The organism is Cutibacterium sp. LaCa_255 (assembly GCF_057458005.1).
Genome location: NZ_CP190956.1, coordinates 2,748,395 through 2,768,941, shown reverse-complemented (window position 1 = coordinate 2,768,941; position 20,547 = coordinate 2,748,395). Strand labels below are relative to the sequence as shown.

Here is a 20,547-nt window from a genome sequence, read left to right as displayed (position 1 = left end):
TCCACCACCTGTTCCCTAGAAGTCGTCGAGAGTTGTCCACACAGTTTTCCACAACCCGTGTGTCAAGGCACCGGAGGGGCACCGCACTGTCGAACGCTAGTGAGTCACGGGTCCATCCGCAACCGGTTTGAGTGGCTTGTCAAGCGGGTCAGAGGACTACATGACTGTGGTTTCATGGGTGTTGTTCGATGACTACTCGTTGCGAGATTGTCAGTTTGCCGATGACGGGGTCGACAACGTACAGTTGTCCGGTCGCTGTCTTCAGCGTCCACTTCCCCTGCGCCCATCCGGGCGCCCCGGACACATGGGACCGGCTCGTGTCGATCCCCCGGGTGATCCCCGAGACACAAGGGAGAACATCCCCGTGAAGCGCACTTTCCAGCCCAGCAATCGTCGTCGTGCCCGTAACCACGGTTTCCGTTCCCGCATGAGCACCCGCGCCGGCCGCGGCATCCTCGCCGCTCGTCGTCGCAAGGGTCGCGCCAAGCTGTCGGCCTGAGTCCCCATGCTGCCCGCCCGGTCGCGGATGCACCGTCCCGGTGACTTCCGCGCCGCGGTCCGCGGGGGCGTCAGATCAGGCCGTCCTACTCTCGTCGTCCACGCTGGACGATGTGCACAGGTTCAGCCCGATCCGACCGACATCACCGAGTTGTCCACAGCCACTGTGGACAACTGTGGTACCGGTGGTCCATCAGCGTCCGACGGACCGATCACTTCCCGATCCGAGCTTGCGCCCCGGGTCGGTTTTGTCGTCTCCAAGGCCGTGGGTAATGCCGTCACCCGCAATCGTGTGAAGCGGCGCCTGCGGCACCTGTGTCGTCCCCTCGTCGACGAACTCGCGGACGGCACCGTCGTCGTCGTGCGGGCTCTGCCGACTGCCGCAACCGAACCGGGTCGAGTCGCGAAGGATCTCGACGGCGCATGGCACCAGGCACTGCGGAAACTTCGATGATGGCTGCAGCGGTACCGGCACGGCGACCGGATCACAGCAGCGGCGTGTGGGGCACGTTGCGGCGGTTTCGTCCCCTCACGTGGCTGGCCATTGGCTTCGTCAAAGGCTGGCGTGCCTTCATCTCGCCGCTTTACGGAGACGTCTGCAAGTATGAGCCGAGCTGTTCCGCCTACGGTCTGCGAGCCCTGAAGGTGCACGGAGTGTTCCGAGCGACACCGATGATCATCTGGCGGATTCTGCGATGCAACCCATGGTCCAACGGCGGGTATGACCCAGTGCCGGGCACCCCCGAGGCGAGGCAATGGCGTGAACTCCACCCCGAGCTCGCGCGCTCCACAAAGAAACCGACCGATGACCTGACGGGTGATGACCCGAGGGATCGCGGATCGGTCCCACGAACCATCCCCGGACACACCGATCCGGGGAGTACCCACATGGGTACCCCTTCCCACACCCGAGGTGAGAACTGATGCTCAACCCGCTGGTCATACTCGGCCTGGGCGGCGCCCTCCATGCGATGGGTCACGCCATCATGGTGCCGCTGTACTGGGCGGTGTCCGGCCTGCTCGTCCTCTTCCACTACCTGTGGTCGCCACTGTTCGGTCGCGACTCTGGCGTGTCGTGGACGTTGGCCATCGTCTGTCTGACGATCTTCATCCGGCTGCTATTGGTGCCGCTGTTCGTCAGGCAGATCAACTCTGCGCGATCGATGCAGCTCATCCAGCCGAAGATGAAGGCCATCCAGGAGAAGTACGGCGACGACCGGGAACGTGCCGGCCAGGAGATGATGAACCTCTACCGCGAGGAAGGGGTCAACCCGGCAGCGTCCTGTCTCCCCGTGTTGCTGCAGATGCCGATCTTCCTGGCCCTGTTCCGCGTGCTCGACGGCGCCTCCCGCGGTATCGCCCGCGGTCACTTCTTCACCGAGAATCCGGGGCTCATGGAGTCCCTGCAGCACGCCAAGTTCTTCGGCGCTGAGCTGGCCGGTCGCTTCCTGCCGATGAACGACGGCTTCGGCGGCACCCAGGTCGTCGCCCTGGTCCTCATCATCATCATGGTGGCGACGCTGTTCTACACCCAGCTTCAGCTGATGCGGAAGAACATGCCGCCGGAGTCCCTGACCGGCCCGATGGCACAGCAGCAGAAGATGATGATTTACCTCTTCCCGCTGATGTACCTGTTCTCCGGTGTGAGCTTCCCGATCGGCGTCATGCTCTACTGGTGCACCTCGAACCTGTGGACTCTCGGTCAGCAGGAGATCCTCATTCGTAACAACCCGACGCCGAACACCCCGGCCTACATCGACTGGCGTGAGCGCATGATCGCCAAGGGTAAGGATCCCGACGAGATCGAGCGTGCCCGTCGTGAGAAGCGTCGCCGCAAGGTCGTCGCTCCCACTCCGGTGGCAACTGCTGAGGATGGCGAGAAGCCGATGGTTGCCCGTCAGGGTGTCACCCGTCAGACGGTACGCAAGGACGCCAGTGGTGGCCGTCAGGTCGTCCGTCGTCAGCAGCCGGCCAAGCAGACGCGAGCCCAACGCAAGAAGTGAGGCCGGGCCCCGGACCCGTCATGAACCATTCCACTGACCAGTATGACTGGTTGATTTTGAGAGGTAACGAACAACGATGAGCGAGAGCAGCGAGCGCATCGAGGAGCTCGACGTCGATCAGGTTGAGAACCATGGCAATATCGATGTCGAGGAGATTGAGGACGACGACGTCGACCTCGAGTCAGGGGATGACGTCGAGGACGAGGACGATGAAGAGAGTGACGACGAGCAGTCTGGTGACCCTCTGGATGAGGAGGGTGACATTGCCGCCGACTACCTCGAGGAGCTCCTCGACATTGCCGACCTGGATGGTGACATCGACACCTATGTGGAGAGCGGGCGAGCCCACATCTCCATCGTCACGGATTCCCAGACCCTCGTCGGCAAGGACGGCCAGGTTCTGGAGGCCCTGCAAGAGCTGTCCCGCTTGGCCGTCATGACCGAGGTCGGGCATCGCTCCCGCCTCATGCTCGACATTGCCGGATACCGGGAGTCGCGTCGCAAGGAGCTAGTGGCCCTGGCAACTGAGGCAGTTCAGTCGGTCAAGGAGTCCGGTGAGCCGGCTCACCTGGCTCCCATGAACCCCTTCGAGCGCAAGATCGTGCATGACGCGGTTGCGGCCGCGGGGCTCGTCAGCGAGTCCGAGGGTGTCGAGCCCAAGCGTCACGTGGTCATCACGCAGGAGCAGTGACGCATACTTAGTCGAGTCACAAGCGTGGAGCCTGGTGGGTGTGATGCCCGCCGGGCTCTCTCGTTGTGCACGGATCCCTACGTCTCCGTACCTTCTTCCACTGCACGTTGCCCACGTTTTTCCGAGATGACCACGGTCGCCCATCCCTGCTGACGTGAGGAGTGGTCCCGGGGCTGAGCCGATCAAGCCGTCAGACGTGGCTGTCATCTTTGATGAGGGGATTATTCCGACGTTATAGTCGGAAGAGTGACGATTTCCGTTCGCCCCATTTCCGTCCCTATCATGCTCGAGTTCATTGCGGCCCGAGGGTCAGCTTCTTTCTTGCAGACCCCGGCATGGGCGCGGGTGAAGTCGGAGTGGCGAGGTGAACGGATCGGGTTCTACGACGGTGACGAGCTCACCGGTGTTGGATTGATCCTCTACCGCAAGCTCCCCAAGCTGCCTCGTCACCTGGCCTATCTGCCGGAAGGACCGGTCCTCGACTGGTCCCGCGACGACATCGCCGGGCACTTTGACGCCCTGGTTGCCCACGTCAAGAAACGCCAAGCTTTCGCCGTGCGTATCGGGCCGGCCGTCGTGCACCATATCTGGGGTACCAAGACGATCAAGGACGCCATCGCCGACGACAACGTCACCTCACTGACTGAGGTGGAACCGGACGTCACGACCCCTGAGGGTGAGCGCGTCATGTCGGTGCTTAAGCAGGGCGGATGGGTGACTGACGAGAGTGGCCACGGATTCGCCGCCGGACAGCCGCAGTTCAACTTCCAGCTTCCGTTACGCCACGAGGATGGCACTCAGAAGACTGAGAACGAGCTCCTCAAGGGTATGAATCAGCTGTGGCGTCGCAACATCAAGAAAGCCAACAAGCTTGGCGTCGAGGTCAAGCTCGGAACCCGTGAAGACTTGCCGCGATTCCACGAGGTCTACCTGGAGACCGCCGAGCGTGATGGGTTCACGGGACGTCCGCTGGAGTACTTCGAGCACATGTGGGACGTTCTGAATGCTGAGGAAGAGGGTCGCATGAAGGTCTTCCTCGCCGAGCATGAAGGAGATCTCGTCGCCTCGACGACCTTCGTCACCGTTGGTGAGCACGCCTGGTACTCCTATGGCGCATCGACCACGGCTAAGCGTGAGGTGCGTGGATCCAACGCCATTCAGTGGGCCATGATTCGCACCGCCAATGAAGCGGGATGCGCTGTGTACGACATGCGTGGCATCGTCGCCGGTGTTGGTGCTGATGATCCGGAGATCGGACTTATCCAGTTCAAGGTGGGCAGCGGTGGCCAGGCGGTGGCCTTCCCCGGCGAGTGGGACAAGCCGATCAACCCCATCCTTTACAAGGCTTTTGACTTCTACATGAAGAGACGCTGACATGCTCAAACTCACTGTTGATACGGAACGCTGGCACAGTCACGTGGCGGCATTCGTTGATTCCTGCCCGGGAATCGTGCCTGTGACCAAGGGAAATGGGTACGGATTCGGACACGCATTGACGGTGCAGGAGTCGCAGCGCCTCGGTGTCGGCATCATTGCCGTTGGCGTGGCCCAAGAGGTGGTGTCGGTCCGTGAGCATGGCTGGGACAAGGAGGTTGTCGTCCTCAACCCGTGGCGACCCGGTGACGAGGTGGCCACTGAGCTGTTGAGCGATTCCAAGGTCATCACGACGATCTCGAGGGCTGAAGACGTGGCCGCTGTGCGTGAGATTGCGCCGGGCGCACCCATCCTCGTCGAGGTGGAGACCTCCATGCATCGCCACGGTGTGCGCGCAGATGAAGTCGCGGCACTGGATCTTGACGGTTTGAACGTGCGTGGATGGACGATTCACCTTCCGTCAGGGGCGGCACTCGATGAAGGTCGCGAGATGGCGCGGATCGTCAAGCGTCATCCGTTGGCCTCACGCGGTATCTGGTTCTCCCATCTCGGCCTTGACGACTACAAGACGCTGTCGAAGGAACTCGACGTCCCGGTGCGGATGCGTGTCGGGACCCGGCTGTGGCTGGGTGACGTCGACGCTTACCGGGTGACGGGAACGGTTCTGGACATCCACTGGCTGCCCAAGGGAACGCCGGTTGGTTATCACCGAATCAAGACCCGTGCTGACGGATACATTGTCGTGGTATCGGGAGGAACGGCCCATGGCGTTGCCTTGTCGGCGCCGATCTCTGCCGGGTCCTTGCGGCAATGGCTCATCCCGGGGGCTGAGGCTCTGCAGCAGATGGTGGGACGGGTGACGAGCCCGTTCACCATTGCTGGACGGCGCCCGGTCTTCGCAGAGCCTCCCCACATGCATTCCTCGATGGTCTTCATCGGAGGTCCCGGAGAGCCCGCCCAGGTTGGCGACGAGGTGCCGGTGAACGTCCGTATGACGACGGCGACCTTCGATGAGATTCGCGTGAAGTGATATGCGGGGGCCGCACGTCCCTGGCGTGTGTGCTGTCTCTGCGCGCTGCTGAGTGTTGAGCGCTCTGCGAGCGGTGTGATGATAAGCCATGAGTGGCAGGGGGCTGGTGGCTGTGTGGCTTTGTGTGAGCTGTGTTGGCGGGAGTTTGTGAAGCGTGTGGTTGTCGATGCCTATGTTGAGTTCGAACCGGATCTGTGATGGGGTCACTCCCCTCTTGTCATCCGTTGGCGTGCGTGTGACGCTGCTAGTCGTGCGGTGTAGGTGGTGACCGTGCGGAGGGTCCTGCTGGCCATCCGGTCCGCGACGCCTGAGAGAGGTGGGGAAAGGTGCGGATGCGTGGACTGCGGGTTCTTGCCTGGGGACGAGGATTTCCGACGTCATAGTTATTAATCCATATATCGACAAAACTATATATGGCTGGAACTGTTCCACGTGGAACATCGGAGCTTGTGAAGGGTTTCGTCGGCCTGAAGCGTGATTGCTGGTAGAAGCTCCCGCTGCGGTCGTTCGCACTTCGACGCCTGGGGTCTTGCTGGATTATGTGCTGCTTCAGTCGGATGTGGATGAGTCGGCGCTGTGTTGTGGGGGAAGTCGTATGTGACCCGTTATACCTCCCGCGGAGTCTCAGTTTGTCGTCATGCCCATGGCCTGAGCGTTGCTGATCCTTCGAGGCTGGAGATCGCGTGACGATCTAACCGATCTGATATCCGAAATGGCATTCGAGAATGTCGTGGTGAGGCTGTTGGCTGGCGGCACGACACTGGCGAGATTGCATGTTGACCGTACACATCGACGGACGGTGTATTCAGAACTTGAGTCTTAATGACTCAAGATTAGGGTCATTATTCCGTTGTGCTGGAGCCTTGTGCTCGAAGCTAGCGAAATGGGGCACTGAACCACATGACTGGAATTGCGTTGTGTACAAGTTATTGAATACCAACGGTATCTCGCAAGTGAGGAGACTGGTCGGCTGACTAATCAGATGAACCTTGATGGGTGGAGGCTGCGAGCGACATAGGACCCACAGGGCCCGAGTGTGCACGGGACCTCACTCGCCAAGTGTCTTTGCTGTAGTTGCGCGCCCGACTCTAGGCTTGACAGGTTGATCATGGGATGGATACCACTTGGGAGTGGACAGCTTCGCAACCACTCCCCCGCCCTCTATGGCACAGCAGTCAATGTTGAAGCGCCATGATGACATGCCAGGGGATGAAGACGGGGAGAGCTATCCGGCACATGTCCTTCGAATTCGATGCTGAATGTTTGTGATCATGCGTGGCCTGATACCTGTCGACGTGATCATGGGCGCGGTCAGGGTTCAACAGCTATGCCCAGTGTTTCATCGGTGGCTGGGTCAGCGTTATTGGGTAGTTCTTAGTCCGAAGAGATCTGGACGATGAAAGGTTCGAGGAGAGGAACAAAGACCCCCAGAACATCATGTGGCCGAGATACCGGAGGGTTGGGATGGGCCTTGTCATGCATGGTGATGGCTGGCGCCAGTGGGATCGGCAGGTCGCGAGGACTCCGAAGGCGGCGACCGGGGTACCTGAGGAATGGTGAATGAGGGAGCCTCCTCACTGTATGCAGACATGGCAGGATGTTTGGCATGACCGAGGTGACGGACGACACGATAGCCGAACGACTTTATGGCGACAGCTATAAAACAATTAAACGATATGTCGATATATTGGCTAATCGAGGAGTCGAGTGGGGATTGATTGGACCTCGCGAGGTCGACAGATTGTGGGAGCGCCACATCCTCAACAGTGCGGCCTTGGAAAGCCTGATTCCGCAAGGATCGAGAGTCGCTGACGTCGGGAGTGGTGCAGGATTACCTGGTATTCCACTGGCGGTTTTGCGACCGGACTTGGAGATGACCCTCGTCGAGCCGATGCTGCGACGGTCCAACTTTTTGACCGAAGTCGTAGATGAGCTTGGCTTGGGTGATCGGGTGACGATTGTGCGAGACCGGGCCGAGGATGCAGGTATTTCGGTTGACGTCGTCGTGTCCCGAGCGGTTGCGAAGTTGGCGACCCTTGTCGGATGGACGGCTGGCTTGTTCGGACAGACTGGTTGTCTTCTGGCATTGAAGGGGCAGTCTGCTGAGGAAGAAGTGGCCAAAGCGAAGAAGGAGCTTTCCAAGCGCCATCTGTCTGCAGAGGTGCTTCTCGTTCGTGCCGATCCATCGTCGGAAGTGACGCGCGCAGTGCGCGTCCGTCGGTCTGAATCTGCGTGAGGAGTCGCAGGCTTCACGGGCGAGAATCCAAATCGAGATCCCTGACGAAGGTGTGCGTGATCGCTATCTGACTAGGTGAGATCACAGCTCGGATGTCGCCGAATGCTCTCATGACAACTGAGTCAAGGTTGTCCATCCTGTGCTGGCATCAGGATGACCGTTGGTTCGCGAGGCGGTGGCGGGATACACCAGGAGCGGGTGCTGGTTAGCAGACTGTGACCGTTATGTGGTGAGAGATGGTGAACTCAATGGCGTGTGAGTGACGATGGCAGTATTTGGGTTCACGGCGAGGACCGTATGTGAACGACAGTGCCGTCATAGCGTAGTTGGTACCGCAAACGTAGTTGGAGTTTGTAGGTGTATGACTGTGATTTTGAAAGGGGCCGCTGGAGTCTGGGTCGATGAGGCGCTTTGCCGGCTGCGTTGCTAGGGCGATCCGGCAGTTCGATCCAACCTGAGCGAGATGGAATGGCGGTGTTTCACGTGAAACACCAATCCAGGCGTGGCGTTGACGCCATCTCCCAGGCGATCCGACGGTATTGATCGACATGGCTTTGCCAATACGTACCGAGCGACGAACCTTGGTCTCCTCCCTAGCAACTCCTGTCACTGTTCCCACTGGCGTCACCAACACCACCACGACCATCGGTGCCATCCTGAGCCGGTACTGTGCCGTCCAACATTGTTGGCGAGGTTGCCGCTCACATCACCCAGCACAGTGCTGACCAACGTTATTGGTGCCGCGTCGACGGACGTCAACAACACCGTGTTGAACGAGGTCGCGGCACTGTCTGCCGGTATGTAGCCAGATTCGTTCCCGTCGATCGCATCGCCTTCAGAGGGGATGTTGGAGGCAGATAGCCACGGCAGTGCACGAAAACGACCAGTTCGACAGCCTCACCAGCCGGAGCAATCAACTCAACAGCTGGGACGTCAGGCTCATCGAGCAGCCGAACTGCTAGCCCGTATTCGGCGGAGCATCCTTACAGGGCGGAATCTCGAGCAGTCCAAGGAATGTGATCATGGGCCATTGGCTCTCGGGACGATGGCATCTTGGATTCGTTGGTCATGTCGCGAAACCGTAGGTAGCGGCCGTCGTCATGGCAGTCCGGGTGGAGGAATGAGTGCAGGCCGGACTGTCCGCTTGGCAGGACGATGTACATTCCCACGACGTGGTTATAAAGAGAGGCAATCCGCCTGAGGGTACCTGTCGCACGATGTAGCCTATGACGAGTTTCAGCAGTGACGAGTCGCGATCCGGGGTTGTCGGACAGAACGGTTCGACGGCTTTTCAGCCGGTATGTTCTTGAGCTATCGCCTATGGTCTAGTTATCCACCAGGAGTATGGGGTTATCCACAGGTGCCCATGGTGAAGATGAGTAGTTATCCACAGGTGGGGAAATGTCTCTGGTTCTGGCGGATGTGCCCGGTAGAGTGACCAAGCGACGGTGTTTCACGTGAAACGTCACTCCCGCTCGCAACGGAAAGGATGCGCATGACCGACGAGGTCCCCATCTATGACGGAGCACCTAAGCGGGCGGCCTTTGATGGGCCCGAGGTGCCTGACGCAAAGGATACGGCAGCCGACCGTGCTGATGGCTCGACGGCATCTGCTGTGCCATTGACACTCCCCCGTCCCACCGGACCCGCCACGATCGTTGTAGCCAATCAGAAGGGCGGAGTAGGGAAGACCACCACAGCAATCAATTTTGCCGTCGCTTTGGCCATGAGTGGTCTAAAAGTGCTCGTCATCGATACCGACCCCCAGGGCAACGCATCGACAGCTCTTGGGATCGACCACGAGGCAGGTACACCGGGAACGTACGAGGTCCTCATTGATGAGGAGGATATTGCCCTCGTCGCCAAGGAGAGCCCGGAGGCGCCCGGTCTCGAAGTCGTACCGGCTACGATTGATCTTTCCGGAGCAGAGCTCCAACTTGTTGATGTGAAGGGGCGGGAGCGCCGCTTACGGAAAGCGCTGCGTAAGTATCTCAAGACTCACGAGGTCGACTACGTTATTCTCGACTGCCCGCCGTCTCTCGGCCTGCTGACCCTTAATGCACTCGTCGCTGCAGACGAGGTTTTGCTCCCTATCCAATGTGAGTATTACGCCCTTGAAGGCGTTACTCAGCTCATGCGCACCATTGACGCTGTCCGTCGTGCGATGAACAAGGATCTCCGCCTTGGGTCGATACTTATGACGATGTTTGACGGCAGGACCAGGTTGTCCACGCAGGTGGATGAGGAGGTCCGGACCCACTTTGCACGCGAAACGATGAAGGCGCGGATTCCGCGGTCCGTCCGTGTGTCGGAAGCGCCAAGCTACAGCCGTAGTGTTCTGACCTACGAGCCGAAGTCCGCCGGCGCCGTCGCATACCGGGAGGCGGCAGCAGAATTCGCCAAGCGACACGCGCCTGTCTCGGATTCCAGTAAGCATGGCGGAGACTCGCCTGTTGATACCTCCGAGACGAAGGAGTTGTGACTGTGGGAGCAAAACACAGCGGACTGGGCCGCGGTTTTGGGGAGTTCTTCCAGAGGACTGATCTCGATGACGATGATGATGACATCCCCGAGGAGGAGGGAGACTTCGCGGACGCCGCTGCGGAAGATAGAGTCCAAGGATCACGATTCGCGCTCATTGATGTTGACAAGGTCCGGCCAAATGGCCAACAGCCACGCAAAATCTTTGACGACGATGGCCTGACGGAGCTGACAGAATCGATCAAGACGGTGGGCGTTTTGCAGCCTGTGGTTGTCACGCCTGTTGACGATGGATATGAGCTCGTCATGGGTGAGCGGCGGTGGCGTGCGACCCGTCAGGCTGGTCTGACGACTATTCCCGCGATCGTACGTACGACAGCGAGCCAGGACATGCTTCGAGATGCTCTTCTCGAGAACCTCCATCGCGTCCAGCTCAATCCGTTGGAAGAAGCCGCGGCGTACGAGCAAATGCTCAATGATTTTGGTTGTACTCAGGACGAGCTGTCTGAGCGAGTTCAGCGCTCTCGCTCGCAAATTGCCAATTCGATCCGCCTGTTGAAGCTGAGTTCAGGTGTTCAGAAGCGACTCCTCGAGGGTGATATCACCGCTGGGCACGCGCGTCCCCTCTTGTCGCTGGATGATCCAGACCTCCAGAGCAAGATAGCCGATCGCATTGTCTCGGAAGGCTTGTCAGTACGCGCCACAGAAGAACTCGTTCGGCAGACACTGGATGACACCACCGAGGTCAAGCCGCATCAGCGCAAGAAGCCTGGGAGGGACACGGAGGCGATGAAGTTGGGAGATGAGCTGTCCCAGCGTTTCCGGACGGCGGTGAAGGTGAAGCGTCGCAACGGTCGGGGCACGATCACGATGGCATTCAGCGATGATGACGAGTTAGAGCGACTTATCGATATATTGTCAAAGTGATAATCACATGACGAATGTCCCTGGCTGATGCTGAAGCGGTGGCCAGGGACATTGTCATGGGTGATTGGTGATCAGGGGATTTGAGTCCACACGACTGGCGAAGGCCTCCCATGCTTCGAGGAGCTACGGGCAGTTGATGGCATGTCCAGGCCCCTGGGCTCGCTGTGGTTGAGCTCTTGGGGGCATCGACTCACGTAGCCTCCGAAACGGAAGCCGCGTCACTTAGCGGGTACTTCGTGGTGAGCCCAGTAGTCCTTTGCCTCGTCAATACGGCGGTCGACATCCTTACGGGCAAAATGCTCGGCAACGAAGGACAGAAACGGCACGGTTCCAGCGAGGGCAATGATGAGCAACCTCGTGAGCGGCCATCCTGCCTTGCGTCCCAAGATGTAGGCCGTGATGAGGAGAACGGGATAGAGCCATCCGTGAGAGACGCCGACGATATTGACCATGGTCGGCCTTCCGGCCGCGTACTTCAGTGGCATTGCGACACACACCAGGACGACCAAGAAGGTGCCCACGAGATAGGCCATGACTCGGTAGACGATCAAGGCTTTGCGTACCCCAGAGATGTCGTCAGGTTCGATCCACGGCTCTGTTTCGGCGTCAGCAGCGCTCCCAGTCGAACCGGGGTTGGACCCATGATCGTGGGCACTGCCACGCACGTCACTCGTGTCTATTGCCTCGCTTGTTGAAGAGGCAGCGTAGAAGTCGTCGCTGGTCACGTCGTCGCAATGTTGCACGTGAAACAGAGTACTGATGCCGGCCAACCGGCTCTGAACCGGCCACCAGTCAATCCTTGTGTTTCCCCGCTGCTCTGGTGAAGGCAATGGACATAGCGATCGTGAAGATCGCAAACACCCACCATTGAAGGGCATAACCACGATTGCGTTCGCCGCCATCTCCCTTGGGAAGCACGGGCTGGGCAGGGGACAGACCTTGGGCACGAGCATCTTGCTCGATGAGGGTCAGTGTTGCCGGCACCAATGGTTGCGGCCACGTCTGGGTCAGCACCTCCAATCGAAGCGACGGCAGCACAGCCGCCGGCATCTGTGGGTTGCGGTGCTCGTCGGACTCCGAAGCAGCCAGGACACCCGTGAGTGTGACGGTGCCCGAGGGAGCTGAGGGAATTTCTTGACCCTTGGAAATCTGGCCTCTGACGACAGCGATCGTCTCACCTGAGGTGAGACGCATTCCCTCGACGGCTCTGACAGGCCATGATGTCCCCACCATTGTGCTGGTCGATGGCTTGAAGGTGCCGGTGATCCTCACCCGACGCCCGTACTGGGCCATGACGTCAGCTCGTTTGGGAGCTTTGTTCCACGTGATGACAGGCTGATCTATACGGGCTTGGGTGGAATTGTTCTGCTGGGACTCGAAGACATTCATCTGCCACAGGCCGAGGACGACCATCACCCCGGCCAGCACTGTGCCGATCAGCATGATCAGCGTCTGCTTGACACGAATAGCAGAGCTGGATCGTGAAGTCGTGCTGTGCTCAACCATGGTTACGGGCGACGTCGTCGACAAGCTGCGAACACACCTCGCCGAGATCCAGGCCAGCAGCTTCCATGGCCACGGGGACAAGGGACGTTGCCGTCATGCCGGGAGCAGCGCCAGCCTCCAGGAACACCGGACGACCAGACTCATCGACGATGGCGTCCACGCGAGAAATGCCGGAGAAGTCCAGCACGCGCTGGACGATGCGGGCCATCTCAGTTGCAGCCTCGGCAGCCTCGTCACTGATGTCGGCGGGAGCCGTCAGACGGGTCTCGCCCCCGGTGTACATCGCCGAGTAGTCATAAACCCCGCCGACCGGACGAATCCCCACGGCAGGCAACACTCGCGTCCCCTCGGAGGTCGTGATCATGCCAATTGCCAGCTCAGTACCGGTGATGAACTCCTCGACGACTGCCATGTCGTCATACGCGTACGCATTGGCGATGGCTTGGGGGAAGTCTGCGGCATCGTCGACCTTCGTGACCCCCAAGCTCGAGCCTCCCCGAGCTGGTTTCACGATGACTGGAAGTCCGAACCGTTCCAAGATGGACCGGATGACGGTCCGAGCTCCAAGCTTTCGGAAAATGTCGTGGGGGAGAGCCGCCTGCTGCGGCGTGACGACACCCGCGGCAGCAACAGCTCGTGACGCAATGGACTTGTCGAAGGAAATACGGCAGGTTGCCGGTCCCGACCCCACATAGGGGATGCCCATGAGTTTGAGGACTTCAAGAAGGGCGCCGTTCTCTCCCAGGCCGCCATGCAGCATGGGGAAGACGACGGCTCCGTCGTTGGCACGTAGGGTCTCGATGAGGGAGGAGTCGATGTCGGCCTCGACGACCTCATGCCCGACTCGCCGCAGCGCCTGGGCAACGGTGCGACCTGACTTCAGAGAAATGTCGCGCTGGTGGCTGAGCCCCCCGGCGAGGACGACGACTGGTTGCAACATGGAACCATTCAACCAGCGTCATGACGATGATGGGGATACCGACCCTCCCGTGACAGCCAGACAGGGCACACAACCGCGGCCATACGCGGATTCTTCACATCGATTCGCAGATAAATCGACAAATCTCCGATTTCTCAGTCAGTGGCCAGGTGAACCTTGCGGTCCCATGAGTCATTGTCCGGTGAGCTGGACACGGCGTCGGACCCGGGGGCGAGACCCTCACAGACCGCGGAACCGTCCGTGCGGAATCAGGCGAGGTTTGGTCCAGGCCCAAGATCGCGGGAACGACTTCGACCATCAGCCAGCTCGAAGGTCTCGGCGATCTCGAGCTCCTCGCGCATCACACCGGCAAGCCTCTCGACTCCGACCTTGATCCGCTCAGGCGTCGGGTAACAGAAGGACAGCCGAATATTGCGCTGTCCCCGTCCGTCGGCGTAGAAAGCCGTTCCCGGGGTGTAGGCAACGAGCTTGGTGACGGCCCGAGGGAGCATAGCCGCCGAGTCGACCGCTCCAGGCATCGTCAACCAGACGAAGAATCCACCGGACGGACGAGTCCACGTCGTCCCCTCAGGCATGTGCTCGGCCAAGGAAGCCAACATGGTGTCGCGACGGATGCGGTACATGTCGATGAAGCTTCGGACCTGTCCGCGCCAGTCCCAGTGGGTCAGGTAGCTGGAAATGGCGAACTGGGAAAAGACCGGCGGGCACAAGGTCGCCGATTCCTGGGCGAGGACCAGCTTGTCGTGCACGAAGGTCGGGGCTAGCACCCACCCGACGCGAAACCCCGGAGCGAAGGTCTTGGAGAACGAGCCTAGGTAGACGACGTTCTCGGGATCCATCGACTTCAGGGTCGGCAAGGGATCCTCGTCAAGATTGAGTAGACCGTACGGATTGTCCTCGACCACGAGAAGGTCGAGCTCGTCTGCCATGGCCAGGATCTCACGTCGTCTCTCGGCCGACTGGGAGATTCCCGACGGGTTCGAGTGGTTGGGAATGGTGTAGAGGAACTTGACCGACTTGCCGTCACGACGGGCCGCCGTCACCTCCTCGCGCAGCGACTCCGGCACCAGGCCGCTGTCGTCCATGTCGACGTGGATGACCTCGGCCTCGTACGAGGCGAAGGTGTTGAGCGCTCCGACGTAGGACGGCGATTCCGCCATGATGACGTCACCCGGGTCGCAGAAGATTCGAGTCACGAGGTCGAGTCCTTGCTGGGACCCGCAGGTGACGGTGACGTCGTCGGGGTCAGCGATGAGACCTTCGACGGCCATGACCTCGCAGATGTGCTCGCGGATCTCCGGCTCGCCCTGGCCCGATCCGTACTGCATGACGACGGCACCGCGGGTGTCGACGAGCTCCTTCAACGACTCACCGACGACGTCGAGGGGAAGATCGGCGATGTTCGGCATGCCACCGGCCAGCGAGACGACTTCGGGACGGTTCGCCACCGCGAAGAGAGCCCGAACCGGGGAGGTCTTCAGACCGAGAGTGCGGATGGAGTAGCGATCATGGAACTTGTCGAAGGTGGTATCGACGCGACGGCTTGTGATGGCCTCGGCGGCTTTGGGAGCAGCAGCGGCAGCGGCATTGATGCGCACGTCGTCGGTCGAAGGGACAGGCTTCCTGATGATGTGGTCTGTGCTGCTCACCCTCCCACTGTGCCCCACCAATGCCTCGGAAATCTAGAATGACACTCGTACGAGTGTGGTCTATTTCACCCACAGGGCGTCACAGAAAGCCCTGTCGGTAGTGTTCACCGCCACAGGGCATGTTGGGGATCAACGAAGGAGGCATCGTGCGAGTCAGACACCTGACGACTCTGGCGAGGGAAGATGCCGCATCCCTTGGTGTTTCCGGAAATCTTCGTCCTTGGGGGATTGACGCCGACTCGTCCCTTCCTGACTGGGCTGACGCCGCATGCCGAGCCTGGGGGTTCTTCGGGGTCGCGAGCCGGCACGGAGACGAGGTCGACGGGATCATCCTGGTGGCACCCGAATCCTGTCTTCCCGTCGAACACCCGATGTCGAAAATTCCCCGTACACCCGGGGGAGCGGTTCTGGTGGGCTTCCTGCCTCATCGAAATGATGTTTCTTGGGGGCGAGTACGCACCTCGTTCCTGGCAGCACGCCTGAACGGGTCGGTTCCGGTCATCGAGGCCGGTGCTGTCGTCGGACCATGGGTTGATCGGCGGCTTGCGCCGGTGACCTGGTTGGAGTCGTGGGGATTCCAGGAGGCCGACCCCATGTGCGCGGGGCCCGTTCGACGGATGAGGCTGGATCTGCGTAGGTCAGTCAAGACCGAGGAGACGTGGGCGGAACGCTTGTTCGGGTGGCTGCGTGGTAACGGACTTGCTCCAGCTGACGTCGGTCGATTGCGATGGCCGACGGGTTCAGTGCGCCATGATCACGAACCGCCGGCGACTTTTATTCAGACCAGGACGCAGTCTCCGCAGCAGGCCATTCGCGAGCCGCTCACCTGATAGTAGAGACAGCAACTACGTCGATGGAACCCTGGACCAGCAGTAATACCAGGGCGAGGGTCGACCATGATCAACAACTCGGTCGCAGCGTCGATGGCGGCCTGGCGTAGATCAGGACGGCAGCGGGAAATCATGACCACCGACGTGCTCACGGCCGACGCGAGGTTGTCGCGAGCAATAATTTTGCTCAGCCCGGCCACGATGAAAGCATCCGTGATCCTCTCCACTGCCGAGTCGGTGATTTTCGCCGATCCTGGTTTCCAGGCCACTGACACCGGAATCGGAGCCTGAAGCACATCCTGGAACCAGAGATCCTCCAGGCGGGGGAAAATGACATCGTGGCCCAGAGCCCGTGCTGTCACCACTGGCACGACGAGCCTGGCGACAATTCCCAACTGAGTGGCGGACAAGGCGACCCGACGGGGAACTGGACCGGGAGCTGCGGCGACATCGTGACCGTGACCGGCCCTTCCCTCGTGGCGTTGGGCCAGCAGGGCCTCGTGGGTGTGGTTGATGCGACGGTCCATGACCTCGGGCGTCACCAGTTGGGTAGCGGGAAGCCAGGAATTGGCGGGGGCCTCGTTGGATCGGTGGTTTTCGACACTGACCCACTCGTCGAAACCCGCTGCAGTCAGATCGATGATGTCCACGCACCCATGGTGCTTCCCCCACGGTGGCAGGAGCAGCTGAATTGGGATTTTTGGACCCGGGGCGTCGGTAAAACGCTGATCCTTCGCAGCGAGCGGGGTTGGTGACAGGCACACGACAACCTTCCGGGGACAGTCACCAGGATCCGGGTGCAAAAGCTCCATCTCGGACAGGGCTGAGGCACTCGGATGCGTCGATCCTTGGCGAGGCGGGGATTTTGCCACCATGAGGAGGGCGGCTGTGGAAGACCCCGCAGGGAGAGATCGGTCCCGGGTGACATCACCCGGGACCGTCAATCTCAGCGGAAGTTGACCTGCCGTCCGAGGGTTCCCACCAATTGCTGGCGGTATTCCTCACTGACGGCCCGGTCGTGGAAGCCACGGACGTGATCCAGGCGAGCCTGGACGTCAATCTCCTCGCAGGCGGCGGCGTTGCGCGGGTCAGCCATGAACTCCTCGAGTTGTGCGATGCCCCTCTCGGAGCGTCGGACGTCCTCGGCCTGCTTGGCGTCGAGGCGCTCGGCATACCAGTCAGAGGCCAGCACGGACTCATGGGTGAACATTTCTCTCAACTCGGGATCGTCCAGGGTCCAGCCCTCCGAACAGGTCCCGTTGGCCATGACCTCGAGCAGGGCCCGAATCGGCGGCACGGCCAGTGAGATCGTCCCGTCGTCGAAGTAGGCCTTGGCCACCCGGGCGTGAGTCATCGAGATCGTCCGCACCGAATCAGCGAAGATCTCGGCGTCCTGCAGCTCCGGACGCAGCATCTCCGGGGTGAAAACCGTATCGGGGTGCAGGAAAATGCGGCCGAAGTAGGCGCGCATGAACTTCTCGGTCATGCGGTAGCCCAGACGGGAAGCGAGAATGAGCTCGCCGTCCTTCTCGAAGTCCTCCATCTTCTCCAGGTACCCGCCCTCGATGAGGGTCTTGGCATCCCTCTCCGTCGGCGACATCCGGGAGAAGATTTCCGGAACGAGCAGGGAGATGTCGTGGGCCACCTCGACGTTGGGCCCGATGAACCCGGCCGAGGACAGCCAGCCGTCGTAACCCGACAGCACGAAGGACAGGAAGGAGGAGTTGAGGTCAAAGACCGCCGGCAGGGCATTGAACGGAGCCTTCGTCAGCGCCCCCTCCGAACCGGCACCCGTCGTCGAGGGGCTCTTGCCGGTCATGGAGGAGATGAACTCCATGAACAGCTCCGGCAGCTCCATGTAGTGCAGTGGGTTGTAGGCGCACAGAGCCGGAATCTTGTCCTCCGGCGGGTTGTTGCGCCGTCCAGCGGCGACGATGTCGACCGGGAGCGGTAGTGGCTCGTTGACCCGACGGCCGTGATACAGGTGGCTGGCCAGGTTCGCGATGGCCGTCTCGCGCGGCTTCGCGATGTCGGGACGAATCTGCAGGTAACGCGGGTTACGCGACCGCACCCCGTCGATGAGGCGCGGATCAGCACTAGAGACGATGTACTTCGGTTCCTCGGAAGGATCGGAGTCGGCGAAATTCGACAGGAACGTGCGCATCGGCTTGGTGAACTTCGAGAAGGTCACCACGTCGTCACGCATCGCCGTGACATCCTCGCGAGTCAGCGGCTGATAATTCGAGATGAACAGGCCACGCTCACTCATGTCGCGCTCGGTCTGGGTGTCATAGCCACGGTGAATGGCGTCGTCAGGACGCTGGAAGAGGAGAGCCTCGCAGTTGGCGACGACCTTGCGCGACAGGCCCTCTGGACCGGTGACCATGCCAGGAGAGGTGACGATGGAGGCCGTCATGTCGTCCTCGGTCTGGACCTTGATAGCCGGGGCGTAGTCGTGGCGCAGGGTGAACAAACGCCAGGAACCGTCGGGCTGGAAACCGACGCGAGCCATGCTCACTAGGATCTTCTGGCCGTCGAGTCGCACCATGTTGCCGTGCCGACCATTCGTCGGCGCGACGGTGAAGTGGGAGAGCCAGTCGTCACCCCATTCCGGCTTGTAGTAGCGCTTGATGGTGAAGACGAGCTCCTTGCGGAACGACGGGATGGAGTTGATCCAGTCGTTGTACCAATCGGTGAAGTCCGAGGACGGAGTCAGCAGCTTGATGACCGACCCGACAGAACGCTCCGCCGACAGGATCGGACGGTGATCCTTGCCGTTGAGCTCGGGATCGGCGAATCGGGTCGAGAAGTCCCGATGCAGGATGTCCTCGACGGCATCCATGTCGGCCTCGAAGTCCGGGACGTAGGCGTTGCCCTGCAGGAAGGTGTCCGAGATCGCCTTGGAGATCTCCGACTTGCCGCCACCGGAGACGGTGCAGCACTTGTGCAGGGTAGTCGACTCACCGTAGGTGCCCTTGAGGTACCACTGGTCGTCGGCCTCGTTGTGGATCATCGTCATGCGGTAGCCGTCAGGGGAGAGGTACTCGGTGTCGGCCCGCATCGGGATGGACTGTGCACCGTCATCCCAGGAAACGGTGCCATCCCGCAGGCTGAACTTAGTCCCGCCGGGCACCAGCAGGACGTTGTCGATGCCGAGGACCTTCGCATGGCCCTTGTCGAGCATCTCGAAGTCATCCGGGTTGTCCGCGACGACGTCGGCGACTGTCTGCTGGCAGCTCGGGGTGGCGTACTCCTGGCCCTGGTTGTGGGAACGGTAGGCGCGGGCACCGCCGGAGTGCTCCTCCTCGGCCAGCCCGAAGAGGTTCGCGGAGTAGGAGATCTGGGTCTTGACCTCCTTCTTGCAGTAGCCGAAGTAGTTGTCGGCGACAATCGTGAGGATGACTCCGGATTCGTCACGGGCGCACAGCTTGAACGGCTTGCCCTCGTTGTAGAGCTCGGACTCATCGGACCAGCACATTCCGTCGCGACGCTGCCGGTCGGTGGCCTGGTCAATGTGAGGCAGACCGAGATCGACCTTGCGGACGAGGTTGAGGTGCGGGGCCAGGATGACGCAACCGCTGTGGCCGGTCCATCCGGCGGGGGCGAGGGCGGAATCGTTGCCCGGCAGCAGCGGATCGCCGGCGTTTCCGAAGATCCCCTCGACGAAATCGAGGTTGGAGACCAGACCGCCGGGGGCGAAGAAGCGGATCTCCATCCGACGCTCGGAGACGAAGTCGGGAATCTCGGGAACCACGAGCGGGCGGAGCAGCAGGGACACCCAGGTGTGAGCCTGACGCTCCACGGGCTGGGTGGAGGTGTAGGGGAGCAGGGTGTGTTCCGGTGGGGCCTGGAAGGCGAGGTCGAGGAGACGAGCGACGACCTCGATCGGAACGGCCTTCTTGTCGTCGGGGATTGCCAGACCGCCCTCTGCGACGTGGAAGACGCCGGCCGTGGTGCGGCGGTCATTGCGCGGGTTGTGCAGCACGCCGTTGGCGACCCGGTAACTCGCGACCAGGTCGGAGGTGAACTCGTCACCGTCGACCGGGAGGGAAAGGGCTCGGGCCAGACCGGGCTCATCGAGAGTCAGGGTGGTTTCGGGCAGGTGGGGATGGACGGGAGAGTCCTCGCCGAGGTAACGGTCGATGAATGCTTGGATGCGTCGGTCAGCCGGGCAGAGGAGCTCGGGGATCTCCCGTCTGAGTTCCCGTTGGCGAGCAAGTACCGGGGCGACGACGTCGATGTCGGAGGCGCGCGCGGCTGTCGGCAGTGGCAGGCCGTTGAGCGCCAATCTGAGGTTCACGGAGTCGGTGTGAGCTTGGGTGGCCATGAATCCATTGTCCCCTGAAATTGTGAAGTTTCCATGAGCGTGGTCAGACGGGCAT

Annotated in this window: 17 protein-coding genes; 11 read left to right on the top strand and 6 right to left on the bottom strand. The window is 60.9% G+C overall.

The features are described 5' to 3' along the window. The first annotated feature begins 364 nt into the window (after positions 1-364). From rpmH to ACP8ML_RS12545, 10 genes are all read left to right on the top strand, one after another. Positions 365-499, top strand: a complete 135-nt coding sequence (rpmH, locus tag ACP8ML_RS12590; protein ID WP_004810058.1) for a 50S ribosomal protein L34 — start codon at positions 365-367, stop codon at positions 497-499. A gap of 6 nt (positions 500-505) precedes the next feature. Then, positions 506-952: a ribonuclease P protein component gene (gene rnpA, locus ACP8ML_RS12585; RefSeq protein ID WP_117188321.1), complete on the top strand. Its 447-nt coding sequence runs from the start codon at positions 506-508 to the stop codon at positions 950-952. Next, on the top strand, positions 949-1,422 hold the full coding sequence (gene yidD / locus ACP8ML_RS12580; RefSeq protein ID WP_016666591.1) for a membrane protein insertion efficiency factor YidD: 474 nt from the start codon (positions 949-951) through the stop codon (positions 1,420-1,422). The genes rnpA and yidD overlap by 4 nt, the downstream gene beginning before the upstream one ends. Beyond that, entirely contained in the window at positions 1,422-2,501 is a 1,080-nt protein-coding gene (gene yidC, locus ACP8ML_RS12575) for a membrane protein insertase YidC (protein WP_016666590.1), read from the top strand. Before yidD ends, yidC begins: the two co-directional genes overlap by 1 nt. 76 nt (positions 2,502-2,577) lie before the next feature. Beyond that, on the top strand, positions 2,578-3,192 hold the full coding sequence (locus tag ACP8ML_RS12570) for a Jag family protein (protein ID WP_065672915.1): 615 nt from the start codon (positions 2,578-2,580) through the stop codon (positions 3,190-3,192). 246 nt (positions 3,193-3,438) lie between these two features. Beyond that, positions 3,439-4,566 (top strand): lipid II:glycine glycyltransferase FemX, encoded by a 1,128-nt coding sequence (locus ACP8ML_RS12565; RefSeq protein WP_333490126.1) that lies wholly within the window; start codon positions 3,439-3,441, stop codon positions 4,564-4,566. Position 4,567: 1 nt separating this feature from the next. Continuing rightward, positions 4,568-5,596, top strand: a complete 1,029-nt coding sequence (locus ACP8ML_RS12560) for an alanine racemase (protein ID WP_117188325.1) — start codon at positions 4,568-4,570, stop codon at positions 5,594-5,596. A gap of 1,597 nt (positions 5,597-7,193) precedes the next feature. Beyond that, positions 7,194-7,832, top strand: coding sequence for a 16S rRNA (guanine(527)-N(7))-methyltransferase RsmG (rsmG, locus tag ACP8ML_RS12555; RefSeq protein WP_065672913.1), 639 nt, complete (start codon positions 7,194-7,196; stop codon positions 7,830-7,832). A gap of 1,489 nt (positions 7,833-9,321) precedes the next feature. Next, a complete protein-coding gene (locus ACP8ML_RS12550; RefSeq protein WP_065672911.1) occupies positions 9,322-10,314 on the top strand; it encodes a ParA family protein in 993 nt (330 codons plus the stop codon). Continuing rightward, entirely contained in the window at positions 10,311-11,240 is a 930-nt protein-coding gene (locus ACP8ML_RS12545) for a ParB/RepB/Spo0J family partition protein (RefSeq protein ID WP_065672910.1), read from the top strand. The genes ACP8ML_RS12550 and ACP8ML_RS12545 overlap by 4 nt, the downstream gene beginning before the upstream one ends. A 218-nt stretch (positions 11,241-11,458) precedes the next feature. Here the strand turns inward: ACP8ML_RS12545 and ACP8ML_RS12540 are convergent, their stop codons facing one another. The 4 genes from ACP8ML_RS12540 to ACP8ML_RS12525 form a co-directional block, all read right to left on the bottom strand. After that, a complete protein-coding gene (locus ACP8ML_RS12540) occupies positions 11,459-11,905 on the bottom strand; it encodes a DUF3817 domain-containing protein (protein ID WP_371258408.1) in 447 nt (148 codons plus the stop codon). A gap of 127 nt (positions 11,906-12,032) precedes the next feature. After that, positions 12,033-12,746, bottom strand: a complete 714-nt coding sequence (locus ACP8ML_RS12535; RefSeq protein WP_063279858.1) for an SURF1 family protein — start codon at positions 12,744-12,746, stop codon at positions 12,033-12,035. Next, positions 12,739-13,686: a D-alanine--D-alanine ligase family protein gene (locus tag ACP8ML_RS12530; protein ID WP_065672909.1), complete on the bottom strand. Its 948-nt coding sequence runs from the start codon at positions 13,684-13,686 to the stop codon at positions 12,739-12,741. The genes ACP8ML_RS12535 and ACP8ML_RS12530 overlap by 8 nt, the downstream gene beginning before the upstream one ends. Positions 13,687-13,934: 248 nt before the next feature. Beyond that, complete coding sequence (locus ACP8ML_RS12525; protein WP_171048521.1) at positions 13,935-15,284, bottom strand: aminotransferase-like domain-containing protein; 1,350 nt, start codon at positions 15,282-15,284, stop codon at positions 13,935-13,937. Positions 15,285-15,481: 197 nt separating this feature from the next. Between ACP8ML_RS12525 and ACP8ML_RS12520 the strand changes: the two genes are divergently transcribed. Further along, positions 15,482-16,165, top strand: a complete 684-nt coding sequence (locus tag ACP8ML_RS12520) for a hypothetical protein (protein ID WP_117188423.1) — start codon at positions 15,482-15,484, stop codon at positions 16,163-16,165. On the opposite strand, the gene ACP8ML_RS12515 is transcribed toward ACP8ML_RS12520, so the two are convergent. Both ACP8ML_RS12515 and ACP8ML_RS12510 read right to left on the bottom strand, forming a co-directional pair. After that, entirely contained in the window at positions 16,114-16,815 is a 702-nt protein-coding gene (locus ACP8ML_RS12515) for a (2Fe-2S)-binding protein (protein WP_065672906.1), read from the bottom strand. The two genes, ACP8ML_RS12520 and ACP8ML_RS12515, sit on opposite strands and share 52 nt — an antisense overlap. Positions 16,816-17,111: 296 nt before the next feature. After that, positions 17,112-20,492, bottom strand: a complete 3,381-nt coding sequence (locus tag ACP8ML_RS12510; protein WP_486702971.1) for a PPi-type phosphoenolpyruvate carboxykinase family protein — start codon at positions 20,490-20,492, stop codon at positions 17,112-17,114. Between the last annotated feature and the right edge of the window lie 55 nt (positions 20,493-20,547).

Coding starts and splice junctions, on each gene's coding strand:
- ACP8ML_RS12510 (WP_486702971.1), bottom strand. CDS start 20,492: ATGGCCACCCAAGCTCACACCGACTCCGTGAACCTCAGATTGGCGCTC.
- ACP8ML_RS12570 (WP_065672915.1), top strand. CDS start 2,578: ATGAGCGAGAGCAGCGAGCGCATCGAGGAGCTCGACGTCGATCAGGTT.
- rnpA (WP_117188321.1), top strand. CDS start 506: ATGCTGCCCGCCCGGTCGCGGATGCACCGTCCCGGTGACTTCCGCGCC.
- yidD (WP_016666591.1), top strand. CDS start 949: ATGATGGCTGCAGCGGTACCGGCACGGCGACCGGATCACAGCAGCGGC.
- ACP8ML_RS12550 (WP_065672911.1), top strand. CDS start 9,322: ATGCGCATGACCGACGAGGTCCCCATCTATGACGGAGCACCTAAGCGG.
- ACP8ML_RS12530 (WP_065672909.1), bottom strand. CDS start 13,686: ATGTTGCAACCAGTCGTCGTCCTCGCCGGGGGGCTCAGCCACCAGCGC.
- ACP8ML_RS12535 (WP_063279858.1), bottom strand. CDS start 12,746: ATGGTTGAGCACAGCACGACTTCACGATCCAGCTCTGCTATTCGTGTC.
- rsmG (WP_065672913.1), top strand. CDS start 7,194: ATGTTTGGCATGACCGAGGTGACGGACGACACGATAGCCGAACGACTT.
- ACP8ML_RS12560 (WP_117188325.1), top strand. CDS start 4,568: ATGCTCAAACTCACTGTTGATACGGAACGCTGGCACAGTCACGTGGCG.
- yidC (WP_016666590.1), top strand. CDS start 1,422: ATGCTCAACCCGCTGGTCATACTCGGCCTGGGCGGCGCCCTCCATGCG.